Source organism: Streptomyces sp. NPDC060064 (assembly GCF_042736455.1).
In the GTDB taxonomy this organism is placed as follows: domain Bacteria; phylum Actinomycetota; class Actinomycetes; order Streptomycetales; family Streptomycetaceae; genus Streptomyces.
The window spans coordinates 96,288-121,639 of record NZ_JBHWWF010000007.1; the positions used below are offsets into that span (position 1 = coordinate 96,288).

Consider the following 25,352-nt stretch of genomic DNA (forward strand, 5'->3'; position numbering starts at 1 on the left):
GATGCCTCGCGGGGTCCCGCACCGGCATCCGAGGCCCGCCGGCCAACGGCCGTTCCCGGGCTCGGCTCGATCACGGCCGGCCGGCCGGCGTACGACGGCAACACCTTCAGCTTCCAGACCGTCGGAGAGAACGCCGCGTCACAGCATGACGTGCTTGACCTGGGTGTAGTCCAGCAGGCCGGCCAGGGAGAGATCACTGCCGTAGCCGGAGTGCTTGATCCCACCGTGCGGCATCTCCGACACCGTGGTGCCGTGCGTGTTCACCCACACGATCCCGGTCTGCAGGGCCCGAGTCGCGCGCATCGCACGGTCGTGGTCCTTGGTCCATACGCCGGCCGCGAGGCCGAACCGCACGTCATTGGCAAACCGCAGCGCCTCCTCCTCGTCCGAGAACGGCTGCACGGTGACGACCGGGCCGAAGATCTCCTCCTGCACGATCTCGTCGCTCTGGCGGACACCGGCGACCACGGTCGCCTCGTGGAAGTATCCGGTCCTTCGGATCCGGGAACCCCCGGTGACGACCTCGGCGTGATCCGGCAGTCTGCTCAACAGGGCCTCTACTGAGGCGAGTTGAGCAGCGTTGTTGAGCGGGCCGTAGTCGGCGTCCGGCTCGCCGGGCGCCGCGGTGCGCAGTTTCTGCGCCCGGGCGGAGAACGCCGCGAGAAACGCATCGTGAATGCGGTGGTGCACCAGCAGCCTTGTGGGGGCCGTGCAGTCCTGGCCGGCGTTGTAGTACGCGACCGCGGCGAGGTCCGCCGCGGCGGACTCGACGTCCACATCGTCGTGGACGATGACCGGAGCGTTTCCGCCGAGCTCGAGATGGACGCGCTTGAGGTCCGCCGCCGCGGCGGCCGCGATCTCCCGGCCGGCCCGGACGCTGCCGGTGACCGCGATCAGCCGGACGACGGGATGGGCGGTGAGTGCCCGGCCGGTGTCCCGGTCACCGCAGACGACGTTGAGCACGCCCGGCGGCAGGTGTTCGGCGGCGATCCGGGCCAGCAGGGCTGATGAGGTGGGGGTGGTGTCGGCGGGTTTGAGCACGGTCGTGTTGCCGGCCGCGATCGCCGGGGCGATCTTCCACGCCGCCATCATCAAGGGGTAGTTCCACGGGGTGATCTGGGCGCAGACACCGACCGGTTCGCGCCGGAGCAGCGAGGTGCGTCCCTCGGTGTACTCGGCAGCGGCGGCGCCGGGCAGGTTCCGGGCGGCTCCCGCGAAGTAGCGCAAGGTATCGGTGATCGCGGGCAGTTCCTCGGACCGGAAGAGGTCCGCGGGCTTGCCGGTGTCCCCGACCTCGGCGGCCACAAGGTCGTCCGCGTGGGCCTCCATGGCGTCGGCGATGCGCAGCAGCGCGCGCTGCCGCTCAGCCGGAGTGGTCGTGGACCAGCGGTCGTACGCGGCTGCGGCTGCCGCACAGGCAGCGTCGGTGTCGGCCTGTGCGGAGCGCGGTGCGGTGCGGTGCACTGTTCCGGTGGCAGGGTCGGTGAGCTCCATCAACTCACCTGAGATGGCGGGGAGTTCGGCTCCCGCGATGTGGTTGAGGACCACGGGATACGCAGAAGGCTCAGCCACGGCGCAGCGCCTCCTTCGCCGCGGCGCGGCCGGTGCGTACGGCGCCCTCCATATAGCCGGCCACCCACTGGTCGGAGCCGCACACATAGAACGGCGGTTCGTGGGTGCCGTGCCGGGGGCCCACGGCCATGACGTCGCCGGGGGTCCACTGGGTGACATAGCCCTGGGTCCATGGATCGGTGCCCCACATCCGCAGATACGCGGTGAGTGGCTGGTGGGCCTCGTCGCCGTACAGGCGGGCGACGTCGCCGAGCAGTTCGGGCACGCGCAGCCGGCCCGGCATGCCGAGCAGTACGCCGTAGCGCTCGGGCGGGATGAGAGCGGAGAGGATGCCCTCGTTCTGCGGCCAGGTGCTGCCGAGGACCCCTTCGCATTCGGAGAGGCCGCTCAGATCGTGGTCGCGCCAGAAGGGCTTGTCGTAGGCGGCGACGAACTTGGCCGCGACCGCCTGGCGCTGCTGGTGCAGCGAGGCGAGCCGTTCGTCGGGGACTCCGGTGACGGTGACCGAGCGGAGCGGGCCGACGGGCAGCGCACTGACGACGGCACCTGCGGTGAGGGTTTCGCCTCCGGCCAGGCGTACGGTGCAGCCGCCGGGCCGTACGGCGATCGCGTCGACCGGCGCCCCGAGCCGTATCCGCTGACCGAGCCCGTCCGCCATGCGCAGTGCCACGGTCGCCGAACCCTCCGCGACCCGCAGTCCCTCCCAGTCCTCGTAGTCGTAGTGGTCGGCGTGCCCGGTGCCGGGGACGGCAGCATGCTTGCGCAAGGCGGCCAGCAGCGAGGTCCGTTCGTACGAGCCACTGGCCAGGGCGAGTTGGCCGATCTCCCAGAGGCGTACGACGGCGGGTGTCGCACCCTCGGAGCGCAGCCAGTCGCCGACCGAAATCCCGTCGAGGGCGGCGGCGTCGGGGTGGGACCACGGGTCGTCCGGGTCGACGGTGCGGGCCAGCGCGGTGAAGGCGGCGGTGACCCGCTGGTGGCAGGCGTCGTCGCCGGGGCCGAACCAGTGCGGCGGGTCTCCGGCGGACATCCCTTCCGGCGTGGCGCGGGCGATGACCCCGGGCTCGGCGACATAGCTGGGGATCAGAGTGAGGCCGAGTTCGGCGGCGAGGGTGAGATACGAGGTGTGGGCGCGGCCCACGACTTCGCCGCCGAGCTGGACGAGCCGGCCGTCGGGCAGCGTGGTCTGCTCGACGCGGCCGCCGACCCGTTCGCGGGCCTCGAGGACAAGGACGTGGGCTCCGGCCGCGGCCAGGTCCCGTGCCGCGGCGAGACCGGCGAGTCCGGCGCCGAGCACGATGACATCGTGGTTCATGGGGGCGTTCCTTCGCTGGATCGGCTGCGGGGCGGGCAGTCAGTCGAGAACCAGGCAGTGTTCGGGCTTCCAGCCGATCTCGACGCTCTCGCCGCCGCTCCAGCGGTCCTCCATGCGGGAGCGGTCGGTGTTCTGCTCCAGTACGGAAAGGGTGATGCCGGGGGCGAGTTCGATGAGGTAGGTGGTGGTCGGGCCGGAGTAGACGGTCTCCCGGATGACGCCGTTCACCAGGGCCATGCCCGGTTCGAAGTCGGAGAGCCAGATCTTCTCGGGACGGATGGAGAGGCTTACCCTGCTGCCCTCGGTGACCCCGGTGCGGGTGCCGACGGGCAGCGTGGGGCCCTGATCGACGACGACTTCGCCGGAGCGGTAGATGCCGGGGACGAGGTTGGAGGTGCCCATGAAGGAGGCGACGAAGCTGCTCGCCGGGCGTTCGTACACGTCCTCGGGTGTTCCGCACTGCTCGACGCGGCCCTCGTTCATCACCGCCACCCGGTCGGACATGGTCAGCGCCTCGTCCTGGTCATGGGTGACGAAGACGAAGGTGATGCCGATCTCCCGCTGGATCTGCTTGAGTTCGACCTGCATCCGGCGGCGGAGTTTGAGGTCCAGGGCGGCCAGCGGTTCGTCCAGGAGCAGGACCTCGGGACGGTTGACGAGTGCGCGGGCCAGGGCGACGCGCTGACGCTGGCCGCCGGAGAGAGTACCGGGCTTGCGGTCGGCCAGGCCACCGAGCTGCACCCGGTCGAGCATGCCGGCGACCCGTTCGCGTATCTCGGCCCGGCCGACGCCCTTCCGCTTGAGGCCGAAGGCCACGTTGTCGGCGACCGAGAGATGGTCGAAGAGCGCATAGCTCTGGAAGACCGTGTTGACGTTGCGCCTGTCGGGCGGCAGGGCGGTCACGTCCTCGCCGCCGAGCAGAATGGTGCCGTCGGTCGGGTCGGTGAAGCCGCCGATCATGCGCAGCGAGGTGGTCTTGCCGCAGCCCGAGGGGCCGAGGAGCGAGAAGAACTCACCGCGGGCGATGTCCAGCGAGAGGTCGTGGACGGCGTACGAGTCGCCGTAGCTCTTGCTGATGCCGTCGAGCCGGACGGCGGGCGAGGTGTCGAGCAGGGCGGCGGGTGAGGTGTCCGCGGATGTCGTGGGTATCACGGGTGTCACTTCCCGGAGAGCAGATCGAGGCCGCCGCGGCGGCCGAACAGGCGCGGGATGGCGAGGGCGAGGGCGATGAGGCCGATGGATCCGGCGAGCATCAGGGTGCCGACCGCGTTGATGGTGGGTTGTACGCCGAAGCGGATCGCCGAGTAGATGCGTACGGAGAGCGGCTGCGGGTCGACGCCGGTGGTGAAGTAGGCGAGCACGAAGTCGTCGAAGACAAGGGCGAAGACGAGCACCGCGGACGCGAGGATGCTGGGGAGCAGGGCGGGCAGGGTGACCAGACGCAGCGCCTGCCAGCGGGTGGCCCCGAGGTCCATCGCCGCCTCCTCCACCTCCGGGTTGAGGGCGGCGATCCGGGAGCGCAGGATCACCGTCACATAGGAGATGGAGAAGGTGATCTCCGCGAGCATCACGGTCCCGGTGGACAGCGTGATCCCGAAGCCCTTGAAGAGCAGCATCGCGGCGACACCGGTGACGATCTCCGGGGTGATCAGCGGGACGAGCATGACCAGGCCGGCGAGGGAGCCGAGTCGGCTGCGGCAGCGGACCAGGCCAAGCGCCAGGGCGACCCCGAGGGTCAGGGAGCCTGCCATGGCCACCAGGGACACCCGCAGGCTCATGCCGAGCGAGCTGAGCAGTACGTCGTCCTTGAGGAAGGCCGAGTACCAGCGGAGGCTGAAGTCCTTGAAGACGGTGAGGGACTTCTGGGAGTTGAAGGAGAAGAGGACGACGACGCCGATGGGGAGGTAGAGGAGTGCGAAGAAGGCGGCGGTGACGGCGATGGCAAAGCGGGGCCTGCGGTCGGTGCCGCGGCGGTGCCGCTTGACGGCCTGGCGGCGGGCGGGGCGACGGTTCAGCCGCGGACCTGGGCGACCGGCCGGGCGGCGGTTCGCCTTGGCGGCTGCCGGCTGACGTTGCGGCTTGAGGGCGGGGCGGAGTGTCATCGGGCCGCCTCCGCTTCGTCCTTGCGGGTGCGCCGCAGGTAGCCGAGCATTCCGATGAACAGCACCGCCATCATCAGCATGGTGAGTGCCGAGCCGAGCGGCCAGTTCTGGCCCTGGAAGAACTTGTCCTGGATCAGGTTGCCGATCATGATCTGGTCGGGGCCTCCCATGAGCTGGGCGCTGACGAAGTCGCCCATGGCGGGCAGCAGGACGAGGACGCAGCCGGCCATCGCTCCCTGCCGGGTGGCGGGCAGAGTGACGAAGAAGAACGTCCTCAACGGGCCCCCGTAGAGATCGCGCCCCGCCTCGATCAGCGAGACGTCCATGCGCTCCAGGGCCGCGTACAGCGGGATGATCATGAACACGATGAATCCGTAGACGAGTCCGGCGACGACTCCCGTGCCGGTCTGCAGGATCTTGGTGTCCGAATCGGCGAGCCCGACGGCGCGCAGGGCCTTGAGCAGCGGCCCCTCGTCGGAGAGGACGACGGACCAGCCGTACATCCGCACCAGGTAGTTGGCGAAGAACGGCACGACGATCGCGGCGATCAGGAGGTTCTTGAAGCGTCCGCCGTGCAGGGCGATGGCGTACGCGACCGGGTAGGCAATCACCAGGCAGATGACGCAGGTGAGGAGCGCGTAGCCGAGGGAGCGGAGCAGCACGGCGCGGTAGGCCGGATCGGTCATCGCCGTGATGTTCTCGAAGTTGAGTCCGAACCGCGGGTTGCCGAGCGGGTCGGTGGTGCCGAAGGCGAGAGTGGCCACCAGCAGGAGCGAGGCGATGAGGAAGCCGGTCATCCAGAGGGTGCCGGGGATCATCAGCCAGGTCCACAGCCGCGTGCCGCCGGCGGATGGTCCGCTGCGGGGACGGGACTCCTTGGGGCGAGTACGTAGTGCCATGTCAGCCGGCCTTCACATGGGTCCAGGCGGTGTCTCGGGCCTGTTCGCCCTTCGAGGTGCCATTTCGGAAGAAGAGGTCGTCCTTGAGGTCTCCGGCGGTGACGAGACATTCGGGGAAGGGCTCCACGATCGCGGCGTAGGTGTCCTCGCTGCCGCCGACCGGCATGGGATAGCCGATGTACTCGATGTTCTTCTTCACGTTCTCCGGGCGGAGCATGTAGTCGATGAAGAGCATCGCCGTGCCGGGATGTCGGGCGTTGGAGGGGATGGCGTAGCAGTCGGAGTTGACCGGGGCGCCTTCCCTGGCGACCTCGAAGCCCAGGACCGATGGGTCCTTGGCCTGGCCGAGCATGGCGGCCATGTCCCCGCTCCAGGCCTGGGTCATGGACGCGTTGCCGTTGAGCAGGTTGTTGTAGCTGTCGCTGGAGAAGCCGCGCAGATGCGGGCGGAGCGACTGCAGAGTGTCGGTGATCCGGCCGAGATCGCTCGCATCGGCAGTGGTGAGGTCGAGACCGAGCTTGAGCGCGCCCATGCCGAGCACCTCGTCGCGGTCGTCGAGTACGAAGACCTTGCCCTTGGCTCCGGCGTTCCACAGATCGCCCCAGGAGCCGGTCAGGTGGTCGCCGATCCGATCCTTCCGCCAGCCGATGCCGGTCTTGTACATGGTGAACGGGACGGTGTGCGTGGAGGCCTTGTCGTACCAGGGATCGGTGAAGTAGTCGTAACGGCTGAACACCGCGTCCGCGTTCTTCAGCCGGGAGTGGTCGATCCGGCGCAGCCGGTGGCCGGAGACCAGCCGCTCAGCCCACTTCGCGGTGGGAAAGATGATGTCGTAACGGTTTCCGGCATTGAGCTTGGCGGCCATGCCCTCCATCGAGTCGAAGTTCGACTGGATGACCTTGACGCCGTACTCCTTCTCGAACCCTTTGAAGACGGCCGGGTCGACGAAATCGGCCCAGTTGAAATAGATCAGATCGCCGTCGACCCGGACATCTATGGGTGCTTCCGGATCGCCGTGGGCGGCCGGATCTTCGGGGAGGAATCCGCAGCCGGCCACCGTGAGGCCGAGAGCGGCGGCGGAGCCGGCACGGAGAAGGGAGCGGCGGGACAGCAGGGGTGCCTCGGGGGACATCGATGGTCCTCTCCGTAGGGTCCATGGGGGACGAGCACTGCTTCAGGGCGCGGTCACAGGTACACGGATGCCCTGACTCCGTGCTCGACCAGGGAGCCGCGAGGCGGTGCGGGGCACACCGCCGGCACGGCTGGAACAGCTCGCCTCGCCGGGAGCGGCTTACAGCTCCGCGCCGTCGAGGTCGGCCCGGACGCGGCCGGCGAACCAGCCGACCGCCGACTCGCGCCGGGACAGAGGCCCCGGCTCGAAGCCGGGCGTGGTCAGTCCTTTCTGCACACGGGCCACCAGCTCGGCGTCTTCGTCGTTGGTGATCCAGCCGATGTGGATGTTGAGCCGCCGGGCGAGCCGGGTGCGCAGACCGGTCCCGCGGCGGGTGTAGAACGCGCCGGGTACGGCCACGCGGTCCACCGCCGTCGGGATTGCGGTCCAGGCAAGCACATGGTCGGGGTAGAAGTCGATGAGTGTGTTGGGATAGATCACCGCGTACCGCCAGACTCGCCGGTCGGCCTCCGTGAGGCCAGGCATCGGGGCGGCGACCTGCTGGTAGAGGCGTTCCGCCCAGTTCGAGGACGGCTTGTCCCGCAGCGGTGAGGCGAAGAGCGCGTACGACTCCTCGATCTCGCAGGTGTAGCCCTGGTAGTCGAGCAGCCGCATCAGCCCGGGGTGAGCCACCGGCACGTGGTAGCCCTCGAGGTAGTTGTCGACCGCCACCTTCCAGTTGGCTTCCTGGATCTCGGCGCCGGCGAGGTCGTGGATCCGGCTGCGGCCGACCGGCACCAGATCGGTTCCCGCGTAGTGGCCGACCGCTTCGGCGAGGCCGGAGCACTGCTTCGCCAGCGGTACGGCGTCCGGGTCGAGGTTGGCGAAGACGAAGCCGAGGAACGACTCGACGCGGACCGGGAACAGCCCGAGCCTGGGCTTGTCCAGGCAGGGGATCTGCCGCGCCTCGGGGGCGCCGACCAGCCGTCCGTCGAGTTTGTACGTCCAGCCGTGGTACGGGCAGCGGATCGCCTTTCCGGCCGGTTCCGGGGTGGTGACCAGGCGTGTTCCGCGGTGACGGCAGACATTGAGGTGGGCCGCCAGGCTGCCGTCCTCGGTCCGGATCACCAGGACCTCGCGGTCTGCGACCGTGGCGGCGAGCCGGGCGCCGGGTCCGGGCAGGTCCGATTCGTGGCACACGAGCTGCCAGGACCTGGCGAAGATGTGCCGGGTCTCGGCGGCGGCCGTGCCGGCGTCGGTGTAGTAGCGGGCGGACAGGGCTGGCCCGGGGCTCTGCTGGTCCTGGGGTCCAGCGGAGGCTGTGGGGGCTTTGGGGGCCTCAGGGGCTTCTGAGGTCTTGGGTGCTGCAGCGGCTGCGAGTACTGCAGGGGCTGCAGAGGCTTCGGGGGCTTCGGGCTGCATCGGCTGACTCCTCCATGCCGCACATGCGGCGGTCGGTGTTGAGGCGGCCCAGGGGCTGTCTGCGGGCCGTGGTGAGACACCGGGAAGCCGCGCTGACTAATTGGTCAGTCAGATTGCTGCCGCGTTTCCACAGTGTCAAGGCTTGTGGACTGACTAATTGATTAGTTAGCGTAGTCCTCATCGCCGCTCCCCGCGTTTCGTCGTTTCCCGTCGAACCGGACGCCGGCAGCCTCCCGGGCACCCACGCCCGGTCCGTACAGCCGATTTCCCGTCGCACGGCACCCCGGTCCCCGGCAGTGAGCCACAGACAGCGCACATCGCACCCCTGGCCACTGCCGGCCCGGTCGGGCCGTGACGGCTCTCCCATCCCTCCCGGAGGCAGGCATGAGCGGTCGTCGGAGTCTCGTCTGGCTCGGGCTCACCCCCGAGCCGGAGCGGGAGCTGCCCCCCACCGTCGCCGCCCTGCGCACCGGTGCGCGGGGTCCGGCCGCGACGCCACCGCAACTGGCGGCCGCCGAGCGCCGCCGTGTGGAGACCTTGATCCTGCACGGCAGCCAGCGCGGCTGGCTGCGCTATCTCGCGGAGGTCACCGGTCTGGTGACCGCCGTCGCCGACGGCTCCCGCCCTGGCGACCCCCGGGCCGCCCTGCTCGCGGGAGAGGTGGTGCTCGACCACCACCGCATGCTCATCGGCCTTCCGGGACCCGGATACGGCCGGACCGCGGCAGACCGCACAGCTCTCGAAAACGCGGTGCGCACCCTGCGTACCCATGTAGCGGAAGGAGGCCGGGGATGACCGGGATCCTGTCCCACATACCGGCCCGGACGGGCTCCCTCCTCGGAGCGGCACCGGCCGTGGCGGAGAGCGCCGAGGCGTACGCCGCGACGGGCGGCTACCGGGACGCCGTAGGCCCGGACGCGCTGCTGGCCCATATCGCCGCGGCCGGGCTGCGCGGCCGCGGCGGCGCCGGATTCCCCGTCGCCGTGAAGCTGCGGACCGTCCGTGACGCCGGCGGCGCTCCGGTGGTGGTGGCGAACGGGGAAGAGGGCGAGCCCGGTTCGGTCAAGGACCGCTGGCTGCTGCGGGCCCGGCCCCATCTCGTCCTGGACGGCCTCGCCCGCGCCGCCGCGATCACCGGAGCCGTACGGGGCTTCATCTACCTCTCCGACCCCTACGCCGGCGCACGCGTCCGCCATGCCCTCGCCGAGCGCCCGCCGCGGCTGCCGGTCGAGGTGATCGAGACCGGACACACCTACGTCGCCGGCGAGGAGACCGCGGTCGTACGGAGGATCAACGGCGGTCCGGCCATGCCCACCGCCAAGCCGCCCCGGCCGTTCGAGCGGGGAGTCGGGGACGAGCCGACGCTCGTCTCCAACGTCGAGACGCTGGCCCGTATCGCCCTCATCGCCGCCCGGCCGGAGCTGCGCCGCCGGATCGCCCGCGCCACGCTGCTGACCCTGTCCGGCCGCCACGGAACTCCGCTGCTCACCGAAGTTCCGTACGGCTCCACGCTGGCGGCGCTGGCCGCGGCCCAGGGCACTCCCGACGCCACCGGGGCGCTCATGGGCGGGCTCTTCGGCGGGCTGATCGACGCCGGCTCACTCGGCCTCCCGCTCGATCCCGGCGCGCTCACCGCCGCCGGCACGGCGCTGGGCTGCGGGGCCATCCGCTTCCTCGCCCCGGGCGAGTGCCCGGTGGCGGTCGCCGCCGACGCCGTGGACCATCTGGCGGCCGAGAGCTCCCGGCAGTGCGGCGTCTGTGTGTCGGGCACGGCCGCGATCAGCGCCACCCTGCACCGGCTGACCTCGGGCACGGCCGGGCCCGACTCCGTCGAACGGCTGCTCCGGTGGTCGTCCGGCCTGCCCGGGCGCGGCGCGTGCGGCCTCCTCGACGCCGCCGCCGGCACCGCAGGAAGCCTGCTGCTCGCCTTCCCCGAACCCGTCCGAGCCCACCTCGGCACCCCGTGTCCGGCCTGCGACGCAAGCCCTCCCAGCGGCGGCCACCGGCTCTCCGTGCCCGTACCGGACGTCATGGACGCGACCCCGTCCGATGCCCCACTGCCCGGCTTCTCCCCCGTGCCCGCGCTGAAAGGAACACCGTGAAACTCCTTCTGGACTCCACACGCTGCCAGGGCTACGGCCTCTGCCAGGAGCACGCCCCTGGCCTCGTCGAGCTCGACGAATGGGGCTACGCCACGGTCGTCGCCGTACCGGTGCCGGACGGCGGCGAGGACGCGGCCCGCGCCTGCGCCGAGGTCTGCCCCAACTCCGCCCTCCGGCTGGAGAAGTGACATGGGACGTGATCTGACCGCTCTCTTCGACCCCAAGTCCGTCGCCGTGGTCGGCGCCAGCAACGACCCGGCGAAGTACGGCCACGCGGTGGCCGCACAGGCGCTGCGCGACCCCGAGCGGCGGCCCGTGCACCTGGTGAACCGCCGCGGCGGTACGGTCCTCGGCCGCGCCGCGGCCACCAGCCTCACGGAGATCGGCGAACCTGTCGACCTGGTGGTCATCTCCGTGCCGGGCCCCGGTTTTGAGGCCGCCGTCGACGACGCCCTGGCCTGCGGAGCCCGGGCGATCGTCGGCATCACCGCCGGCTTCGCCGAAACGGGCCCGGCCGGACTGGCCCGGCAGCGGGCGATCGCCGATCGCGTACGCGCCGCCGGAGCGGTCCTGGTCGGCCCCAACTGCCTCGGGATCGCGGACAACACGACCCAGCTGTACCTCGCCTCGGACACCTTCGCGCCCGGCGACATCGCCCTGCTGAGCCAGAGCGGCAACCTCGCGCTCGAGCTCCAGCTCCGCTGCGCGCCGCACGGCCTCGGCTTCTCCCGCTTCGTCTCCCTCGGCAACCAGGCCGATGTCACTCTCGTCGACCTCGTCGAGGACTGTGCGCGGCACGAGGCCACCCGGGCCATCGCCGTGTACGCCGAGGACTTCGGGGACGGCCGTGCCTTCGCCCGGGCGGCCGCCGCGGCAGGCAAGCCGGTCGTACTGCTCACTGCCGGGCGCGGCACCGCCTCGGCCCGCAGCGCCCAGTCGCACACCGGCGCCCTCACCACGTCGTCCGACGTCGTGGCCGCGGCGTGCCGTGACGCGGGGGTGGAACTCGTCGCCACGCCGCGCGGGATGACCGTCGTCCTCGCCGCGCTCAACGCCGGCCTGCGTACGGGTGGACGGCGTACCACGGTCTTCACGGACGGCGGTGGACATGGCGCGATCGCCGCCGACGCCGCCGAGGCCGCCGGTCTTGAGGTGCCCGAACTCGGCGCAACGGCCCAGGAAAGGTTGAGGACCGTGCTGTGGGAGCAGTCCGCGGTCGGCAATCCCGTGGACCTGGCCGGGATGGGCGAGCAGAACCCCGGGTCGTACGCCGACACGGTCGGCGAGCTGCTGGCCACCGACGAGGTCGACGCCGTGCTGATGACGGGCTACTTCGGCGGTTACGCGGCTTCCGACGGAGGCCTCGGCGGCGGTGGATCCGCGCTCGCCGAGGGTGAGTTGCGGGCCGCCCGGGCGATCGTCACGCACCGGAGGGCAACGCCCAAGCCGCTTGTCGTGCAGACGATGTATCCGCGGTCGACGAGCTGCCAGGTGCTGGCCGACGCGGGGATACCGGTGTTCTCCTGTACCGAGGACGCCGCCCGCGCGCTTGCGGCGATGACGGTCCGCGAGGCGGACGGTCCGCCCGGTGTCGCCTCGCTGCCACCGGCGGCGGCCCCGCTGCGGGACGCCGGGTACCACGGGGTCCGGGGCCTCCTCAGTGCGGCGGGTGTGCCGTTCCCGCCGGCGCGCGAGATCACCGATGAGGCCCAACTGCTCGCCGCAGCCGAGGAGTTCGCCGGTCCGTACGTCCTCAAAGCCCTGCACGTACTGCACAAGTCCGACGCGGGCGGCGTGGCGCTGCGGCTCACGGACCGGCACGCGCTCACCGCCGCCTACCGGGACATGCGCGCCAGGCTCGGCGCGCCTTCCTACTCGGTCGAGGCGATGGCCGACCTCACGGACGGCGTCGAGCTGATCGTGGGGGTGAACCGCGATCCGCAGTTCGGTCCGGTCGCCATGGTGGGTCTCGGTGGCGTCCTCACCGAGACGCTGCACGATGTCGCCTTTTCTCTGGCGCCCGTCCCGGCCCGCCGGGCCGGACATCTGCTGCGCGGTCTGCGTACCGCCGCACTGCTGGCGGGCGTCCGGGGCCGGCCGGCCGTCGATGTGGCGGCCGCGGCGGCCGTCATCGAGCGCATCACCGCCGTCGCCGCTGCCCACCCGGAGATCGCCGAGCTCGAGGTCAACCCGCTGCTGGTCCGCCCGGACGGCGTACTGGCCCTGGACGCCCGGGCCGTACTCGTCTGACGACCCCACTCCCCCTCACCACTTCTCGGAGGACACCATGGACTTCCGCTACACACCCGAGCAGGCCGACCTCAAGGCGCGGGCCGCCGCGTATGCGCGGCTTCTGATGCAGTACGAGAACCAGTCGGAGGAGGCGGGCGGTCCGCTGCCCGCCGACACGGTCCGCGAGCTGACCCGCGCCGCGATCGACGCCGGCGTGTACGCGATCAATATGCCCGCCGAGTGGGGCGGGGCCGGGCTGTCCCTGCTCGACCAGGTCATTGTCGAGGAGGAGTTCGGGAAGGTCACCAACTGCCTCTGGGACATCCCGTGGCGGCCTGCCAACGTGCTGGCGTACGGCACGGAGGCGCAGCGGGAGAAGTATCTGCTTCCCGTCATCCGGGGCGAGCGGTTCGACGCTTTCGCGGTGACCGAACCGGGAGCGGGCTCCGACCCCGGCTCGGGCACCAGCACCGCCGATCGCACCATCGGCGGCTGGCTGCTGAACGGCGAGAAGTGGTTCGTGACCTGCGGGGACATCGCCGACTTCCTGCTGGTGCAGGCCGATGCGGGCCCGGAGCGCGCGGCGACGCTGTTCTTCGTGGACAAGCATGCGCCCGGCGTCGAGATGACGCGCGTGCCGCGGTTCATGCACTCCGCGGTGAACGGGCACCCCGAATTCACCTTCACCAATGTCTTCGTCCCCGACGAGGACGTGCTCGGCGGCGTCGGCAACGGCTATGAGCTGACGAAGGAGTGGTTCACGGACGAACGGCTGATGATCGCGGCGCGGACGACGGGCGCGGCCGAGCGGGCGCTGGAGCTCGCCCGCGACTGGGCCGTCGAGCGCCGCCAGTTCGGCTCCCCCATCGCCGACTTCCAGCTCATCCAGGGCATGCTCGCCGACTGCGCCGTCGACATCGCGGTCAACCGCGCCTACACCCACCAGGTCGCCTGGGAAGCCGATCAGCCGGGCACCGACCGCAAGACCCTGCACGCCAAGGCATCGACGGCGAAGCTCGCCGCGAGCGAGGCGGCCGGACGGGTCATCGACCGGTGCGTCCAGATCTTCGGCGGACGCGGCTACGACCGCTCGTACCCCGTCGAGCGCATGTACCGCGAGCTGCGCGTCGACCGCATCTGGGAAGGCACCTCCGAGATCCAGCGCCTGATCGTGGCCAACGAGCTCATCAAGCGCGGCACCAGGGCACTTGCCCTGCCCACCTCCTGACGCCCCACGCCGCCCCCGCCGGCACACGTTCGTACCCGACAACTTTGAGGAATGACATGGACTTCCGCCTCACCGCCCGTCAGGAGGAGCTCAAGAGCTCCGCGCGCGGGCTCACCGACTTCATCATGAAGTACGAGCTGGACTGCGAGGAGAACAACGGCCTGCCCCCGCAGGCCCATGCCGAGATCCGCGACGCCGTGCTCGGCAGCGGGCTGCAGGCCGTCAACATGCCGACCGAGTGGGGCGGTGCCGGTCTCTCGATCCTGGAACAGGCCACCGTCCAGGAGGAGCTCGGCCGGCTCACCGGTGCCCTGTGGGACATGGTGTGGCGGCCGGCGAACGCCCTGCGCTTCTGCACGCCCGAGCAGCGCGAGCGGTACCTCGTCCCTGTCATCCGGGGTGCGCGCCGTGACTGCTACGCGGTGACCGAGCCCGAGGCCGGGTCGGATCCGCAGAATCTGAAGACCACCGCGACGCGGACCGCCGGCGGCTGGGTGCTGAACGGCGAGAAGTGGTTCGTCACCGTCGGCGACCACGCGGATTTCATGATTGTGCTGGCCGCTGCCGGTGAGGAGCAGGCCCCGACCCTGTTCCTCGTCGACAAGGAAACGCCCGGCATCGAGATGACCCGCGTGCCGCGCTTCATGCACACCTTCGTCTACGAGCACCCCGAGTTCACGTTCACGAATGTCCATGTCCCCGAGGACGCGGTCCTCGGCGGCATCGGGAACGGGTACGACATCACGCGGTCCTGGTTCACCGAGGAGCGGCTGATGATCGCGGCGCGGACGACGGGCGCGGCCGAACGGGCGCTGGAACTCGCCCGCGACTGGGCCGTCGAGCGCCGCCAGTTCGGCTCCCCCATCGCCGACTTCCAGCTCATCCAGGGCATGCTCGCCGACTGCGCCGTCGACATCGCGGTCAACCGCGCCTACACCCACCAGGTCGCCTGGGAAGCCGATCAGCCGGGCACCGACCGCAAGACCCTGCACGCCAAGGCATCGACGGCGAAGCTCGCCGCGAGCGAGGCGGCCGGACGGGTCATCGACCGGTGCGTCCAGATCTTCGGCGGACGCGGCTACGACCGCTCCTACCCCGTCGAACGCCTCTACCGCGAACTGCGCGTCGACCGCATCTGGGAAGGCACCTCCGAGATCCAGCGCCTGATCATCGCGGGTGAACTGGTCAAGCGGGGCACGGGCGTTCTGCAGATGCCGTCCGCCGGCTGAACGCTGCCGGCCGCCGGGCCCGGTCCACGCGACCGGGTCCGGGCGGCGGCGCGGTGACCCGCAGCTCATGGCCCGCAAGACCGTCAGGGAGAACCGAGGAGAAGCAATGGCCGGTATCGAACGGATCGGGATCGTCGGCTGCGGCCTCATGGGATCCGGTATCGCCGAAGTGTGCGCGCGGGCGGGACGAGACGTGATCGTGGTCGAGGCGAGCCGTGCGGCGGCGGACGCCGGGCACAGACGCATCACCGCCTCGTTCGACCGAAACACCGCCGCCGGAAAACTGTCCGCCGAGGACCGGGATGCCGCGCTGACCCGGATCGCGACGACCACGGACATGGACCTGATGGCCGACCGGGATCTGGTCGTGGAGGCCGTCGCCGAGGACGAAGCGGCGAAGGTGGAGGTCTTCGCCCGGCTGGACGCGACCGTGAAACGTCAGGACGCGATTCTGGCGTCCAACACCTCCTCCATACCGGTCATCCGACTGGCCGCGGCCACGGCGCGCCCGGAACACGTGGTGGGCCTGCACTTCTTCAATCCCGTCCCGGTCCTCCCCCTGGTCGAGCTGGTGCCGTCGCTGCTGACCGGCGAGAGCACCGCACAGCGCGCGGAGGCGTTCGCCTCCGATGTGCTGGGCAAGCAGGTCGTCCGCGCCCGGGACCGTGCCGGGTTCATCGTCAACGCCCTGCTGGTTCCGTACCTGCTGGCCGCCGTACGGATGGTCGAGTCCGGTACGGCGTCGGTCGAGGACATCGACCGGGGCATGACCCTGGGCTGCGCCCACCCGCTCGGTCCGCTCGCCCTGACCGATCTCATCGGACTGGACACCACGCAGGCCATCGCGGAGTCGATGTACGAGGAGTTCCGGGAGCCGCTCTACGCACCGCCGCCGCTGCTGGCCCGGATGGTCGACGCGGGCCTGCTCGGCCGTAAGTCGGGCCGGGGCTTCCACACGTACCGATGAATCGGCGCAGTGTGGCGCACGTTTCGCGGCGCCTGTGGCCAGGGGCCCGGGGTCCGGCGCCGGGCGAGATACGGGAAGATGGAGTGGCGCGGGGCGGGCAGGCGGCCCCGCCGACCACACATGGGTGGCGATACGGAACGGGAGCAGCAACGTGGCCAAGGCCGAACGCACGCTCGAAACACGTGAGCGGATTCTCTCCGCCGCGTGCGAAGTGATTGCCGAGGTCGGCTTCGAGAAGATTCGTATGCGCATGGTCGCCGAGCACGCCGGCGTGTCGACGGCTCTGCTGCACTACCACTTCGAGACCCGCGAGAAGCTCTTCGCGGAAGCGATGACACACTCCTTCGCCCAGACCGGCACCGAACTCGAACGCGACGCCGACTCGGTCCCGGCCTCGGTCACGCTGGCACGCATCGTTCACAGCATGCTGCCCACGGACCCGGAACTCCGGCAGGACTGGAAGCTCTGGCAGGAGCTCTGGGTACGGGCGCTCCGCGACAAATCCGCACACCATCTCGCCGTGGATCTGTACGACCAGCTCCACACCTGGGTCGCCGAGGCACTGCGGCGGGGAATCCGCACCGGCGAATTCGCCGACTGCGACATCGACGCGACCAGCACGCTGGTTCTCGCTCTGTGCGACGGCTTCGGTATCCGGCTGATGCTGGACGACCCGCGGGTCACGCTCGACACGGCTCAGGCAGCGATCTGGCAGGCCATTTCCGGAACTCTCGGCATTCCGTCCATGTTCCCGGACATCTGAGCACCGGGCGGTACGGGCCGGCTGCCGCCGCTGCCCAGAGGAGTGTCCTACCCTCGGCCAGATGTTGATCGAGCATCGCGGAAAGTGTCCTGTCGTTCCCGATTCTGCCTACGTCGCCCCCTCCGCAGTCCTGTGCGGTGCGGTCGTCCTGGGCGAAGGCGCACGCATCATGCACGGTGCCGTACTCACTGCCGAGGACGGCGAAGTGCGCACGGGCACGAACGTGGTGGTGCTGGAGAACGCGCTCGTCCGTGGCCGGGCAGAACATCCTGCCATCCTCGGCGATGCGGTGCTGATCGGCCCGCACGCCCATATCAACGGAGCGACGGTCGAGGACGAGGTCTTCGTGGCGACGGGTGCCGCGGCGTTCCCGGGCGCCGTGGCAGGCACACGCTCCGAACTTCGGCTCAACAGCGTGCTTCACGTCAACTCGCGGCTGGCGCCCGACACCGTTCTCCCGATCGGCTGGATCGCCGCCGGAGACCCGGCGCGCTTGTTCTCCCCCGACCAGCACGACGAGCTGTGGGAGGTGCAGCGCGGCCTTGACTTCCCCGGAACCGTCTATGGCGTCGCACGCGGCACTTCGATGCGCGCACTCATGGCCCGCCAGGCCGACTTCTACGGCGCCCACAGAGACGACCGCACACTCTGACCGGCGCGGCGATCAGCCCCCTCGTGCGGCTGACGTACGGGCGTGGCCACGCCCGGAGGGAATGAGGGCCGCCCTCCGGACCGTCTCAGGGGCACACTGAAGGCGTTGCCGTCCCGGAACGCCGAGGAGCAAGCACCGTGCCTGTGCCGATCATCATCGACTGCGATCCCGGGCACGACGACGCCGTCGCCATCATGCTCGCGGCCGGAGACGCCGCGATCGACCTGCTCGCGATCACCACGGTCGCCGGCAATCAGACAGTCGAGAAGACCACCTTGAACGCGCGCCGGGTCTGCACCGTCGCCGGGATCACCGATGTTCCCATCGCGGCCGGATGCGCACAGCCGCTCGTCCAGCCGCTGCTGGTGGCGGACGACGTCCATGGGGCCTCGGGCCTCGACGGGCCGCAGTTCACGGAACCCACCGTGGACGTGGTCCCGGAGCATGCGGTGGACCTCATCCACCGGATCCTGACCGAACATCCCGAACCCGTCACCCTCGTCCCGACGGCGCCGCTGACCAACATCGCCCTGCTGCTGACCCGGTACCCGGACAGTGCCGCGCACATCCGCGAGATCGTGCTCATGGGCGGCTCCACCGATCGCGGCAACAGGACCCCGGCGGCCGAATTCAACATCTACGTCGACCCCGAAGCCGCGGACATCGTCTTCCGCAGCGGGGTGCCGCTCACGATGTGCGGGCTCAACGTCACCCACCAGGCGCTCGCCACGCCCGAGGTGGTGGCCCGCCTCGAAGGGCTCGGCACCGAACTCGGCCGTATGTGCGCCCAGTTGATGACCTTCTTCGCATCCGGATACCGGCGGCTGTGGGGCTTCGAAGCCCCACCGCTGCACGACCCCGTCGCGGTGGCCCGGGTCATCGACCCGGCGATCGTACGCTGCGTCGACGCGAGCGTGGCGGTCGAACTGCGCGGCCAGTACACGCGCGGGGCGACCGTGGTGGACCTGCACCAGTACCTGGACCGGCCGGTGAACGCGCGAGTCGCGGTGGCCTTGGAACAGGAACTGTTCTGGGACCGGGTGATCGCCGCTGTGGAAACGCTCGGGAAGCGGCGCGCTCAAGCCGCCGGACCCATCCGCGGGTAGCAGGTGACCCAGCGGTGGCGTACCTCCCAGGTGCCGCCCTCGGCGGTCGCGCCACGCAGCCCGTGCAGGGTGTCCGGTCCGGCGAGGGCCGGAAGGCGGGAGTCCGCAAGGGACGCGAAGGCGACGGTGCGGGCCGGATCCCAGTCGGTGCTGTGGCGCAGGCGTCGGCTCAGCTGGACGAAGCCGGGCGGAGCCGCCGCCACGACCCACGCGTCCGGCGGCCCGGCGGTCAGCCGTCTGCCCGGGCGCAGCCAGGACGCGGCCGTCTCGGGCCAGTCCACCACCGCGAGGACCTTCCCGCCGCGTGCCTGCCATGCGGTGGTGAAGGCTTCGGCAGCGGCGCGGGAGGCGGCGTCGCGGCTGTGGCCGACGGCGACTGTCTCGATCCGCGACTTCTGCTGCGTCAACAGGCCGATGAGGGACGCGAGTTCGGCCCCGGTGTGCGGGGCGGGCTGCGGCAGGTCGCCGTATGCGGCCAGGTTCTCGGCGCTGATCAAGGGTGAGCGGGTCTGCTCCCGCTCCGTGTGAACGCTCATGACGTCGTGCTCTCTCGATTCGCTTTCCAGCGCGTGTACTGATGGGGCAGGCACACGGCGCACGGACGGTATCCGGCCCCGACGGCGGTGTTCTCGTCGGCGAAGAAGACACGGTGCCGGGTGTAGCCGCCGCGGGCGATGGCCCGCAGCGCGGAGGGGCAGTCCAGCCGCCCGTACAGCCGGATCCGCCGATGGCCGCCCAGCGTGCCGGGTGTGGCGCTGCGACAGGCATGGCCATCGGCACCGAGCAAGGTGTACGTGCGCATCACGCCGCGTCGTGGAAGACCAGCCCGAGCGCGTGACGGCGGCCGGAGCGGACGGTGCTCACGCCGTGCCGCATGGCGCCGGCGGACCAGCCGCGCTTCGAGCGGACCGGCCGGTCGCGCGTGGTGAAGATCAGGCCGTGGCCCTGCTGGAGGACGGTTGCCGTGCCTCGGGACTGGGCGCGGGGCCGCTGTTCGACGAGCAGGAACTCGCCGCCGGTGTAGTCGCTGCCCTGCTCGTCGAGGCCGATGACGACCTGGAGCGGGAAGAGCATGTCGCCGAACACGTCGCGGTGCAGTGCGTTCCAGTCGCCTTCCTCGTAGCGAAGGAGGATCTGCGCGGAGCGATCCTGTCCGGCCTCGTGGCACATCGCCAGCCACTCCTCCAGAGTGTCCGGCCACGGCGCCGGGCGGCCGAGCCGTTCGGCCCAGTCGCGGGCGATCGACAGCAGGTGCGGATAGAACGCGGCGCGCAGTGCGGCGACCGGCTCGGGCAGATCGTGTGTGAAGTAGCGGTACTGGCCGGAGCCGAAGCGGTGGCGGGCCATGTCGACGGTGGTGCGGAACAGATGCTCCTGCTCGTACAGTCCGGCGATGCCGGCGCACTCGGCGGGGTTCAGCAGCTGCGGGGTGAGCGCGCAGCCGTAGGTGTCCAGCTCGTCGGCCAGGGCCGTCCAGTCAGCCTCGTCCACGTGCTGGTGAGCCCGTGCGGAGGCGATTTCGGTGATCATGCGATGTCTCCGGGAAGGGTGGGGCGGGCCTCGATCTGTGCTTCGAGGCCCGCGCTCAGGCGGCCTGCAGGACGCCTTCGTGAGTGAGGAGCTGCTGCTTGCGCTCGAGGCCGCCCGCGTAGCCGGTGAGTGAGCCGTCGGCGCCGATCACGCGGTGGCAGGGGCGTACGACGAGCAGCGGGTTGGCGCCGATCGCGGTGCCGACGGCGCGGACCGCGGCCCGGGACGCGCCGATCTGCGTGGCGATATCGCCGTAGCTGAGGGTGTTGCCGTACGGGATGGTCTCCAGCGCGTTCCAGACCTGTCGCTGGAAGTCCGAGCCGGTGACGAGGAGTTCGATGTCGAAGCGGGTGCGCTTGCCGTCGAAGTACGACTTCAGCTGGGCGGCGATCTCGGTGAACGCCTTCGCGTCCTTGCTCCAGCCCTCCTGGACTGTTGCGCCGCCTTTCTGGCCGGGGAGGGAGAGCGAGGCGAGCGCGGTGCCGCCGTTGGCGGTGGCGGACCTCTCGCCCACCAGCAGCAGTTCGCCGAGCGGGCTGTCGATCGTCGTACAGAGGGTCATCGTTCTGATCCTTTCCGGGTGGTTCAGCGGTGTTCCGCCATCAACTCTGCGGCGTGTCGCGGGCCATGGCTGGCGGAATTCGGACGTCGCGTTCGCGGCGCTGTCAACGAGGCCGGCGCGGCGGAGAGCAGGAACACACAGCGATGACCTTCGCGATGATGCCGCCCGGCCGCCCACCCGGATTGCGCCATCCGGGGCAACAAGTGGGGCGCCTCATTGACATGCCCCACTCAGATCTCTTAGCGTCGAAAATCAGTTAGTAAAGGTTCCTAACTTGAATCTGCCGAAGCTGCCGAAACCCAGATGCTCCGAACAGACCCCCGGGAGACCACCGTGGCCCACCGCCCCGCCCTGTACCGGCGCCTGGCCGCTACGGCCGTCGTCCTCGGCCTGCTCCTCACACTCCACCGGAGCACGACGTCCACCACCCCCGCCGGACACTCCGCCCGCGGACCGGCGGTGACCCACGTCGCCACCGCGCCCGGCAGCAGGACCGCGCTGTCCGGCTACCGGATCCAGTCGACGGCCAAGGTCTCCGACTCCCCGGCCGTTGTCTCCAGCCCCGGGTATCCGGCCACCGGCTGGCATCCGGCCGGACCACGGTCCACCGTGCTCGGCGCCCTGCTCGCGAACGGCACGTACGCCGATCCGTTCTACTCCACCAACCTCAAGAAGATCCCGGCGGCCGACTTCGCGGTCCCGTGGTGGTACCGCTCGGACTTCACGGTCGCCGACACCGCTGGGCCCCTCCCGCCCGGCGGCGGGCTGGAAGGGCGCACCTACCTCGACTTCAGCGGAGTGATCTCCGCCGCCGATGTCTACGTCAACGGCAGCCAGATCGCGACCAGGAGCGCGGTGGCCGGTGCGTACACCCACCATGAACTCGACATCACCGCCCTGGTGAAGGCCGGCACCAACACGGTCGCGTTCCGCGTCCAGCCCAACGACCCCAACAAGAACCTCACCATGGGCTGGATCGACTGGCTCCAGCCTCCTCCGGACGAGAACATGGGCATCGTGCGCGATGTCCTGGTGCGCCGCGGCGGCCCGGTGGCGCTGCGCGACACGCACGCTGTCACCGAACTCGCGGTGCCCTCGCTCTCCTCCGCCGAGGTGACCGTCAAGGCGCAGGCCCGCAACGACTCGGCGAATCCGGTCACCGCCACCGTGTCCGGCACGCTCGGCACCAGTACCTTCAGCCAGGACGTCACCCTGGCCGCGCACCAGACGAAGACGGTCGTCTTCGCCCCCGCCGCCTACCCGCAACTGCGCCTGCAGGCACCGCGCGTATGGTGGCCCGCCTCGATGGGCGAGCAGCCGCTGTACGACCTCGACATGACCGCCACGGTCACCGGAACCGTGTCCGACACCGCTCACGAGACCTTCGGCATCCGGGAGGTGAAGGCGCCGCTGAACAGTGACGGCGCCCGCCAGTACAGCATCAACGGCCGCCCGTTGCTCATCAAGGGCGGCGGCTGGTCCCCCGACGAATTCCTGCGCTGGGACCGTACGTACGTGGCGGACCGGCTCAAGTACGCGCTCGATCTGGGACTCAACACCATCCGGCTGGAGGGGCACATCGAGCCGGACGAGTTCTTCGACCTCGCCGACCGCTACGGCGTGCTGGCCCTGCCGGGCTGGGAATGCTGCGACAAGTGGGAGGGCAACAACAACGGCGGTGAGCCCGGTGACAGGTGGACCGACGCCGACTATCCGGTCGCGAAGGCGTCGATGGCCGCCGAGGCTGCACGGCTGCGCGACCACCCCAGCGTCATCTCCTTCCTGATCGGAAGTGACTTCGCCCCCGACGCGAAGACCGAGAAGAACTACATCGACGCCCTCAAGGAGACCGACTGGTCCACTCCGGTGGTCGCCGCAGCCTCGGCCAAGTCCTCGCCGATCTCGGGCGGTTCGGGCATGAAGATGTCCGGCCCCTACGACTGGGTCCCGCCCAACTACTGGTATGCCAAGCGCGAGGGCGGAGCCACCGGCTTCAACTCCGAGACCAGCGCCGGCCCCGACATCCCCACACTCGATTCCTTGCGCCGCATGATGTCCCCCGCCGAACTGGAAACACTGTGGCGCAGCCCCTCCGCCAAGCAGTACCACCGGTCCCCCTCGAGCACCTTCAGCACTCTCAAGCTCTACAACAACGCCCTGAGCGGCCGCTACGGCGCCCCCACAAGCCTCGATGACTATGTACGCAAGGCGCAGCTCGCCCAGTACGAGAACGTGCGCGCGCAGTTCGAGTCGTACGGGCGGAATGCCACCGACTCCTCCAAGCCCTCCACCGGCGTCGTGTACTGGATGTTCAACAGCGGCTGGACCTCACTGCACTGGCAGCTGCTGGACCGCTACCTGGACCAGGGCGGCGCCTACTTCGGCGCCAAGAAGGCCAATGAGCCGCTGCATGTCCAGTACTCCTACGACAGCCGGTCGGTGGTCCTCGTGAACAACCGGCGCGCTTCCGCCTCGGGCCTCAGCGCGCGCGTGACGCTGTTCAACACCGACGGCACCGAGAAGTACGACAGGACCGCGTCCGGGCTGACGGTGGCCGGCGACGGTGCGAAAACCACCGCGCTGACCCTGCCCTCGTCGGTCGCCGGACTGTCCACCACGTATCTGGCCAAGCTCGTACTCACCGACAGTACGGGCAAGGAGTTGAGCCGTAACGTGTACTGGCTGTCCACCAAGGCCGACGTCCTCGACTGGGACAACACCGACTGGTACTACACACCCACCACCGCGTACGCCGACCTCAAGGGGCTGGGCTCCATGGCGAAGGCGGCCCTGTCCACGACGGCGAACACCACGACAGGCGCCGACGGGACGTCCACGACCACGGTCACCGTGCGCAACTCGGGCACGGGCAAGACCCCGGCACTGCTCACGGACGTCCATCTTGTGAACGGCGACGGCGTGCCCGTGCTGCCGGTCCAGTGGTCCGACAACCAGGTCAGTCTGTGGCCCGGCGAATCGACGACTCTCACCGCCGCCTACCGCACCGCCGACCTGCACGGTTCCGCGCCCCGCCTGCGGATCTCCGGCTGGAACACCCCGACGACGACGGTGTCCGCACGCTGATCAACACCCCTTGGACCGCCTGCTGCCGGTCGACCCATGTGCCGCACTTGTGCTCTCACCCCTGACGGGGTTGTGTGCCGTCGAGGGGACAGTCGGTGAGCAGCGTGCTCGGACCGGCCGCCGGGCGGGCCACCGTGTGGCTGGGCGCAGGCTGCCTGCCCTGTCCGGTCCAGGCCTCCAAGGCGGTGAACGCTGAGCGGTGGCAGGGCGTCAACGGGCGCAGCCGGTCCGGAAAGACGTCGTAGAGCGAGTCGACGTGTGTGCCGCCTTCGACACGGTAGTAGCGGAACAGCCCGCCGCGGCCGGCTTCGCGCACCATGCGGGCGTACACATCCGAGTCCCGGCCGATGGGCAGCAGCACATCGAGCGTGCCGTGCAGACTGATCAGCGGCTTCCCGATCCGGCCGGTCAGCCCGATCGTCGCGACGGCACGGCGCACCTCCGGGGGACGCGAGGCGTACGCGTAGTCCGCGTCGCACGCGGGCGTGCCGGGCGCGCAGTACGGCGTCCCCGCCTCGGTCGGCCCGTCGTAGCCGGGGTCCAGCTCCTCCCGGTAGATCCGCTGGGTCAGATCCCAGTAGTACTGATGGTGGAAGGGCCACAGAAACTCCGAGCCTTCCGGATATCCGGCGGCGAGCATCGCCCGGTGTGCCGCGTCGGTGCCGGGGCCACCGGCTGCGTACACCGGGTAGTGGCGCAGGGCGGGTGGCAGGAAGGTCAGCAGATTCGGTCCGCTCGACCGCCAGAGCGTCCCCTCCCAGTCGACGCCGCCGTCGTACAGCTCGGGGTGGTTCTCCAGCTGCCAGCGCACCAGATAGCCGCCGTTGGACATGCCGGTGGCAAGCGTGCGGGAGGTCGGGCGTTGGTAGCGCCGGGCGACGACCGCGCGGGCGGCCCTGGTCAACTGCGTGACGCGGTCGTTCCACTCGGCGATCGCCTCGCCGGGCGCGGCGCCGTCGCGGTAGAAGGCCGCGCCGGTGTTGCCCTTGTCGGTGGCGGCGAAGGCGTAGCCGCGGGACAGGACCCAGTCGCCGATGGCCCGGTCGTTCGCGTACTGCTCGCGCACGCCCGGGGAGCCCGCGACCACCAGTCCCCCGTTCCAGCGGTCGGGCAGCCTGATGACGAACTGCGAGTCATGGCTCCAACCGTGGTTGGTATTGGTGGCGGAGGTGTCGGGGAAGTAGCCGTCGATCTGGATACCGGGCACACCGCTGGGCGTGGCAAGACCTGCGGGTGTCAGCCCGGCCCAGTCGGCCGGGTCGGTGTGACCGGACGCGACCGTCCCCGACGTCGTCAACTCCCCAAGACAGGCTGTCTCTTGGCGCTCGGCGCCCGGCACCTGCAGCCGGGTGATCCGGTTGCAGTGGCCGGTCGCCGGCGTCTCGGGCGGTTGCTGTGTGACGGCCGGCACGGCGGTGAGCGCGAGCAGCAGCGCGGCCGTGTACGGAAGAGCGACGGGCATGGGGAACCTCCTGG

The 25,352-nt window shown here is 70.3% G+C and carries 23 protein-coding genes; 11 read left to right on the forward strand and 12 right to left on the reverse strand.

From position 1 onward, the window contains the following. Positions 1-138: 138 nt before the first annotated feature. The 7 genes from ACFWDI_RS11490 to ACFWDI_RS11520 form a co-directional block, all read right to left on the reverse strand. Positions 139-1,572: an aminobutyraldehyde dehydrogenase gene (locus tag ACFWDI_RS11490; RefSeq protein ID WP_385303063.1), complete on the reverse strand. Its 1,434-nt coding sequence runs from the start codon at positions 1,570-1,572 to the stop codon at positions 139-141. Continuing rightward, positions 1,565-2,887 (reverse strand): flavin monoamine oxidase family protein, encoded by a 1,323-nt coding sequence (locus ACFWDI_RS11495; protein ID WP_385303065.1) that lies wholly within the window; start codon positions 2,885-2,887, stop codon positions 1,565-1,567. The genes ACFWDI_RS11490 and ACFWDI_RS11495 overlap by 8 nt, the downstream gene beginning before the upstream one ends. A 39-nt stretch (positions 2,888-2,926) precedes the next feature. Then, positions 2,927-4,039, reverse strand: coding sequence for an ABC transporter ATP-binding protein (locus ACFWDI_RS11500; RefSeq protein WP_385303271.1), 1,113 nt, complete (start codon positions 4,037-4,039; stop codon positions 2,927-2,929). Positions 4,040-4,044: 5 nt separating this feature from the next. Beyond that, positions 4,045-4,989: an ABC transporter permease gene (locus ACFWDI_RS11505; RefSeq protein WP_385303067.1), complete on the reverse strand. Its 945-nt coding sequence runs from the start codon at positions 4,987-4,989 to the stop codon at positions 4,045-4,047. Further along, positions 4,986-5,888 carry an ABC transporter permease gene (locus ACFWDI_RS11510; RefSeq protein ID WP_385303069.1) on the reverse strand — a complete coding sequence of 301 codons (903 nt, stop codon included), beginning with the start codon at positions 5,886-5,888 and terminating at the stop codon, positions 4,986-4,988. The genes ACFWDI_RS11505 and ACFWDI_RS11510 overlap by 4 nt, the downstream gene beginning before the upstream one ends. A 1-nt stretch (position 5,889) precedes the next feature. Further along, a complete protein-coding gene (locus ACFWDI_RS11515) occupies positions 5,890-7,020 on the reverse strand; it encodes a spermidine/putrescine ABC transporter substrate-binding protein (protein WP_385303071.1) in 1,131 nt (376 codons plus the stop codon). Positions 7,021-7,179: 159 nt separating this feature from the next. Beyond that, positions 7,180-8,421 carry an aromatic ring-hydroxylating dioxygenase subunit alpha gene (locus tag ACFWDI_RS11520; RefSeq protein ID WP_385303073.1) on the reverse strand — a complete coding sequence of 414 codons (1,242 nt, stop codon included), beginning with the start codon at positions 8,419-8,421 and terminating at the stop codon, positions 7,180-7,182. 384 nt (positions 8,422-8,805) lie between these two features. Here ACFWDI_RS11520 and ACFWDI_RS11525 point away from each other — a divergent pair, with 384 nt between their 5' ends. The 10 genes from ACFWDI_RS11525 (at position 8,806) to ACFWDI_RS11570 (ending at position 18,700) form a co-directional block, all read left to right on the forward strand. Next, positions 8,806-9,216, forward strand: a complete 411-nt coding sequence (locus ACFWDI_RS11525; RefSeq protein WP_385303076.1) for a hypothetical protein — start codon at positions 8,806-8,808, stop codon at positions 9,214-9,216. Further along, positions 9,213-10,523, forward strand: a complete 1,311-nt coding sequence (locus ACFWDI_RS11530) for an NADH-ubiquinone oxidoreductase-F iron-sulfur binding region domain-containing protein (protein ID WP_385303077.1) — start codon at positions 9,213-9,215, stop codon at positions 10,521-10,523. The genes ACFWDI_RS11525 and ACFWDI_RS11530 overlap by 4 nt, the downstream gene beginning before the upstream one ends. Further along, the gene (locus ACFWDI_RS11535) at positions 10,520-10,711 is read left to right on the forward strand and encodes a ferredoxin (RefSeq protein ID WP_327327678.1); all 192 of its coding nucleotides are present in this window, start codon (positions 10,520-10,522) and stop codon (positions 10,709-10,711) included. Before ACFWDI_RS11530 ends, ACFWDI_RS11535 begins: the two co-directional genes overlap by 4 nt. Before the next feature lies 1 nt (position 10,712). Beyond that, positions 10,713-12,773, forward strand: coding sequence for an acetate--CoA ligase family protein (locus tag ACFWDI_RS11540; protein WP_385303079.1), 2,061 nt, complete (start codon positions 10,713-10,715; stop codon positions 12,771-12,773). Between the two features lie 37 nt (positions 12,774-12,810). Then, complete coding sequence (locus ACFWDI_RS11545) at positions 12,811-13,983, forward strand: acyl-CoA dehydrogenase family protein (RefSeq protein WP_385303080.1); 1,173 nt, start codon at positions 12,811-12,813, stop codon at positions 13,981-13,983. A 56-nt stretch (positions 13,984-14,039) separates the two neighbouring features. Further along, positions 14,040-15,212, forward strand: a complete 1,173-nt coding sequence (locus ACFWDI_RS11550) for an acyl-CoA dehydrogenase family protein (RefSeq protein WP_385303083.1) — start codon at positions 14,040-14,042, stop codon at positions 15,210-15,212. A 106-nt stretch (positions 15,213-15,318) separates the two neighbouring features. Next, positions 15,319-16,179, forward strand: a complete 861-nt coding sequence (locus ACFWDI_RS11555) for a 3-hydroxybutyryl-CoA dehydrogenase (protein ID WP_385303085.1) — start codon at positions 15,319-15,321, stop codon at positions 16,177-16,179. A gap of 151 nt (positions 16,180-16,330) precedes the next feature. After that, positions 16,331-16,942: a TetR/AcrR family transcriptional regulator gene (locus tag ACFWDI_RS11560; protein WP_385303087.1), complete on the forward strand. Its 612-nt coding sequence runs from the start codon at positions 16,331-16,333 to the stop codon at positions 16,940-16,942. A 61-nt stretch (positions 16,943-17,003) separates the two neighbouring features. After that, positions 17,004-17,594, forward strand: a complete 591-nt coding sequence (locus ACFWDI_RS11565; RefSeq protein WP_385303090.1) for a gamma carbonic anhydrase family protein — start codon at positions 17,004-17,006, stop codon at positions 17,592-17,594. A 137-nt stretch (positions 17,595-17,731) separates the two neighbouring features. Then, positions 17,732-18,700, forward strand: coding sequence for a nucleoside hydrolase (locus ACFWDI_RS11570; RefSeq protein ID WP_385303092.1), 969 nt, complete (start codon positions 17,732-17,734; stop codon positions 18,698-18,700). On the opposite strand, the gene ACFWDI_RS11575 is transcribed toward ACFWDI_RS11570, so the two are convergent. Genes ACFWDI_RS11575 through ACFWDI_RS11590 form a run of 4 tightly spaced genes read right to left on the reverse strand, consistent with a single transcriptional unit; the run spans position 18,673 to position 20,792 of the window. Continuing rightward, a complete protein-coding gene (locus ACFWDI_RS11575; RefSeq protein WP_385303094.1) occupies positions 18,673-19,236 on the reverse strand; it encodes an ABC transporter substrate-binding protein in 564 nt (187 codons plus the stop codon). The two genes, ACFWDI_RS11570 and ACFWDI_RS11575, sit on opposite strands and share 28 nt — an antisense overlap. After that, positions 19,233-19,502, reverse strand: a complete 270-nt coding sequence (locus ACFWDI_RS11580; RefSeq protein WP_385303096.1) for an Ada metal-binding domain-containing protein — start codon at positions 19,500-19,502, stop codon at positions 19,233-19,235. The genes ACFWDI_RS11575 and ACFWDI_RS11580 overlap by 4 nt, the downstream gene beginning before the upstream one ends. Beyond that, positions 19,502-20,230, reverse strand: coding sequence for a 2OG-Fe(II) oxygenase (locus ACFWDI_RS11585; RefSeq protein WP_385303097.1), 729 nt, complete (start codon positions 20,228-20,230; stop codon positions 19,502-19,504). The genes ACFWDI_RS11580 and ACFWDI_RS11585 overlap by 1 nt, the downstream gene beginning before the upstream one ends. Before the next feature lie 55 nt (positions 20,231-20,285). Further along, positions 20,286-20,792, reverse strand: a complete 507-nt coding sequence (locus ACFWDI_RS11590; protein ID WP_385303099.1) for a methylated-DNA--[protein]-cysteine S-methyltransferase — start codon at positions 20,790-20,792, stop codon at positions 20,286-20,288. Positions 20,793-21,095: 303 nt separating this feature from the next. Here ACFWDI_RS11590 and ACFWDI_RS11595 point away from each other — a divergent pair, with 303 nt between their 5' ends. Continuing rightward, a complete protein-coding gene (locus ACFWDI_RS11595; protein ID WP_385303101.1) occupies positions 21,096-23,876 on the forward strand; it encodes an exo-beta-D-glucosaminidase in 2,781 nt (926 codons plus the stop codon). Between the two features lie 55 nt (positions 23,877-23,931). Here ACFWDI_RS11595 and ACFWDI_RS11600 read toward each other — a convergent pair whose 3' ends face one another. Beyond that, positions 23,932-25,338, reverse strand: a complete 1,407-nt coding sequence (locus tag ACFWDI_RS11600; RefSeq protein WP_385303103.1) for a tannase/feruloyl esterase family alpha/beta hydrolase — start codon at positions 25,336-25,338, stop codon at positions 23,932-23,934. Positions 25,339-25,352: the final 14 nt, after the last annotated feature.

Bases quoted from the DNA above. Each gene is read 5' to 3' on its own strand.
- ACFWDI_RS11555 (WP_385303085.1), top strand. From the start codon at position 15,319: ATGGCCGGTATCGAACGGATCGGGATCGTCGGCTGCGGCCTCATGGGA.
- ACFWDI_RS11520 (WP_385303073.1), bottom strand. From the start codon at position 8,421: ATGCAGCCCGAAGCCCCCGAAGCCTCTGCAGCCCCTGCAGTACTCGCA.
- ACFWDI_RS11540 (WP_385303079.1), top strand. From the start codon at position 10,713: ATGGGACGTGATCTGACCGCTCTCTTCGACCCCAAGTCCGTCGCCGTG.
- ACFWDI_RS11515 (WP_385303071.1), bottom strand. From the start codon at position 7,020: ATGTCCCCCGAGGCACCCCTGCTGTCCCGCCGCTCCCTTCTCCGTGCC.
- ACFWDI_RS11585 (WP_385303097.1), bottom strand. From the start codon at position 20,230: ATGATCACCGAAATCGCCTCCGCACGGGCTCACCAGCACGTGGACGAG.
- ACFWDI_RS11495 (WP_385303065.1), bottom strand. From the start codon at position 2,887: ATGAACCACGATGTCATCGTGCTCGGCGCCGGACTCGCCGGTCTCGCC.
- ACFWDI_RS11505 (WP_385303067.1), bottom strand. From the start codon at position 4,989: ATGACACTCCGCCCCGCCCTCAAGCCGCAACGTCAGCCGGCAGCCGCC.
- ACFWDI_RS11595 (WP_385303101.1), top strand. From the start codon at position 21,096: ATGCTCCGAACAGACCCCCGGGAGACCACCGTGGCCCACCGCCCCGCC.
- ACFWDI_RS11525 (WP_385303076.1), top strand. From the start codon at position 8,806: ATGAGCGGTCGTCGGAGTCTCGTCTGGCTCGGGCTCACCCCCGAGCCG.
- ACFWDI_RS11530 (WP_385303077.1), top strand. From the start codon at position 9,213: ATGACCGGGATCCTGTCCCACATACCGGCCCGGACGGGCTCCCTCCTC.
- ACFWDI_RS11575 (WP_385303094.1), bottom strand. From the start codon at position 19,236: ATGAGCGTTCACACGGAGCGGGAGCAGACCCGCTCACCCTTGATCAGC.
- ACFWDI_RS11600 (WP_385303103.1), bottom strand. From the start codon at position 25,338: ATGCCCGTCGCTCTTCCGTACACGGCCGCGCTGCTGCTCGCGCTCACC.
- ACFWDI_RS11580 (WP_385303096.1), bottom strand. From the start codon at position 19,502: ATGCGCACGTACACCTTGCTCGGTGCCGATGGCCATGCCTGTCGCAGC.
- ACFWDI_RS11565 (WP_385303090.1), top strand. From the start codon at position 17,004: ATGTTGATCGAGCATCGCGGAAAGTGTCCTGTCGTTCCCGATTCTGCC.
- ACFWDI_RS11510 (WP_385303069.1), bottom strand. From the start codon at position 5,888: ATGGCACTACGTACTCGCCCCAAGGAGTCCCGTCCCCGCAGCGGACCA.
- ACFWDI_RS11550 (WP_385303083.1), top strand. From the start codon at position 14,040: ATGGACTTCCGCCTCACCGCCCGTCAGGAGGAGCTCAAGAGCTCCGCG.
- ACFWDI_RS11590 (WP_385303099.1), bottom strand. From the start codon at position 20,792: ATGACCCTCTGTACGACGATCGACAGCCCGCTCGGCGAACTGCTGCTG.
- ACFWDI_RS11545 (WP_385303080.1), top strand. From the start codon at position 12,811: ATGGACTTCCGCTACACACCCGAGCAGGCCGACCTCAAGGCGCGGGCC.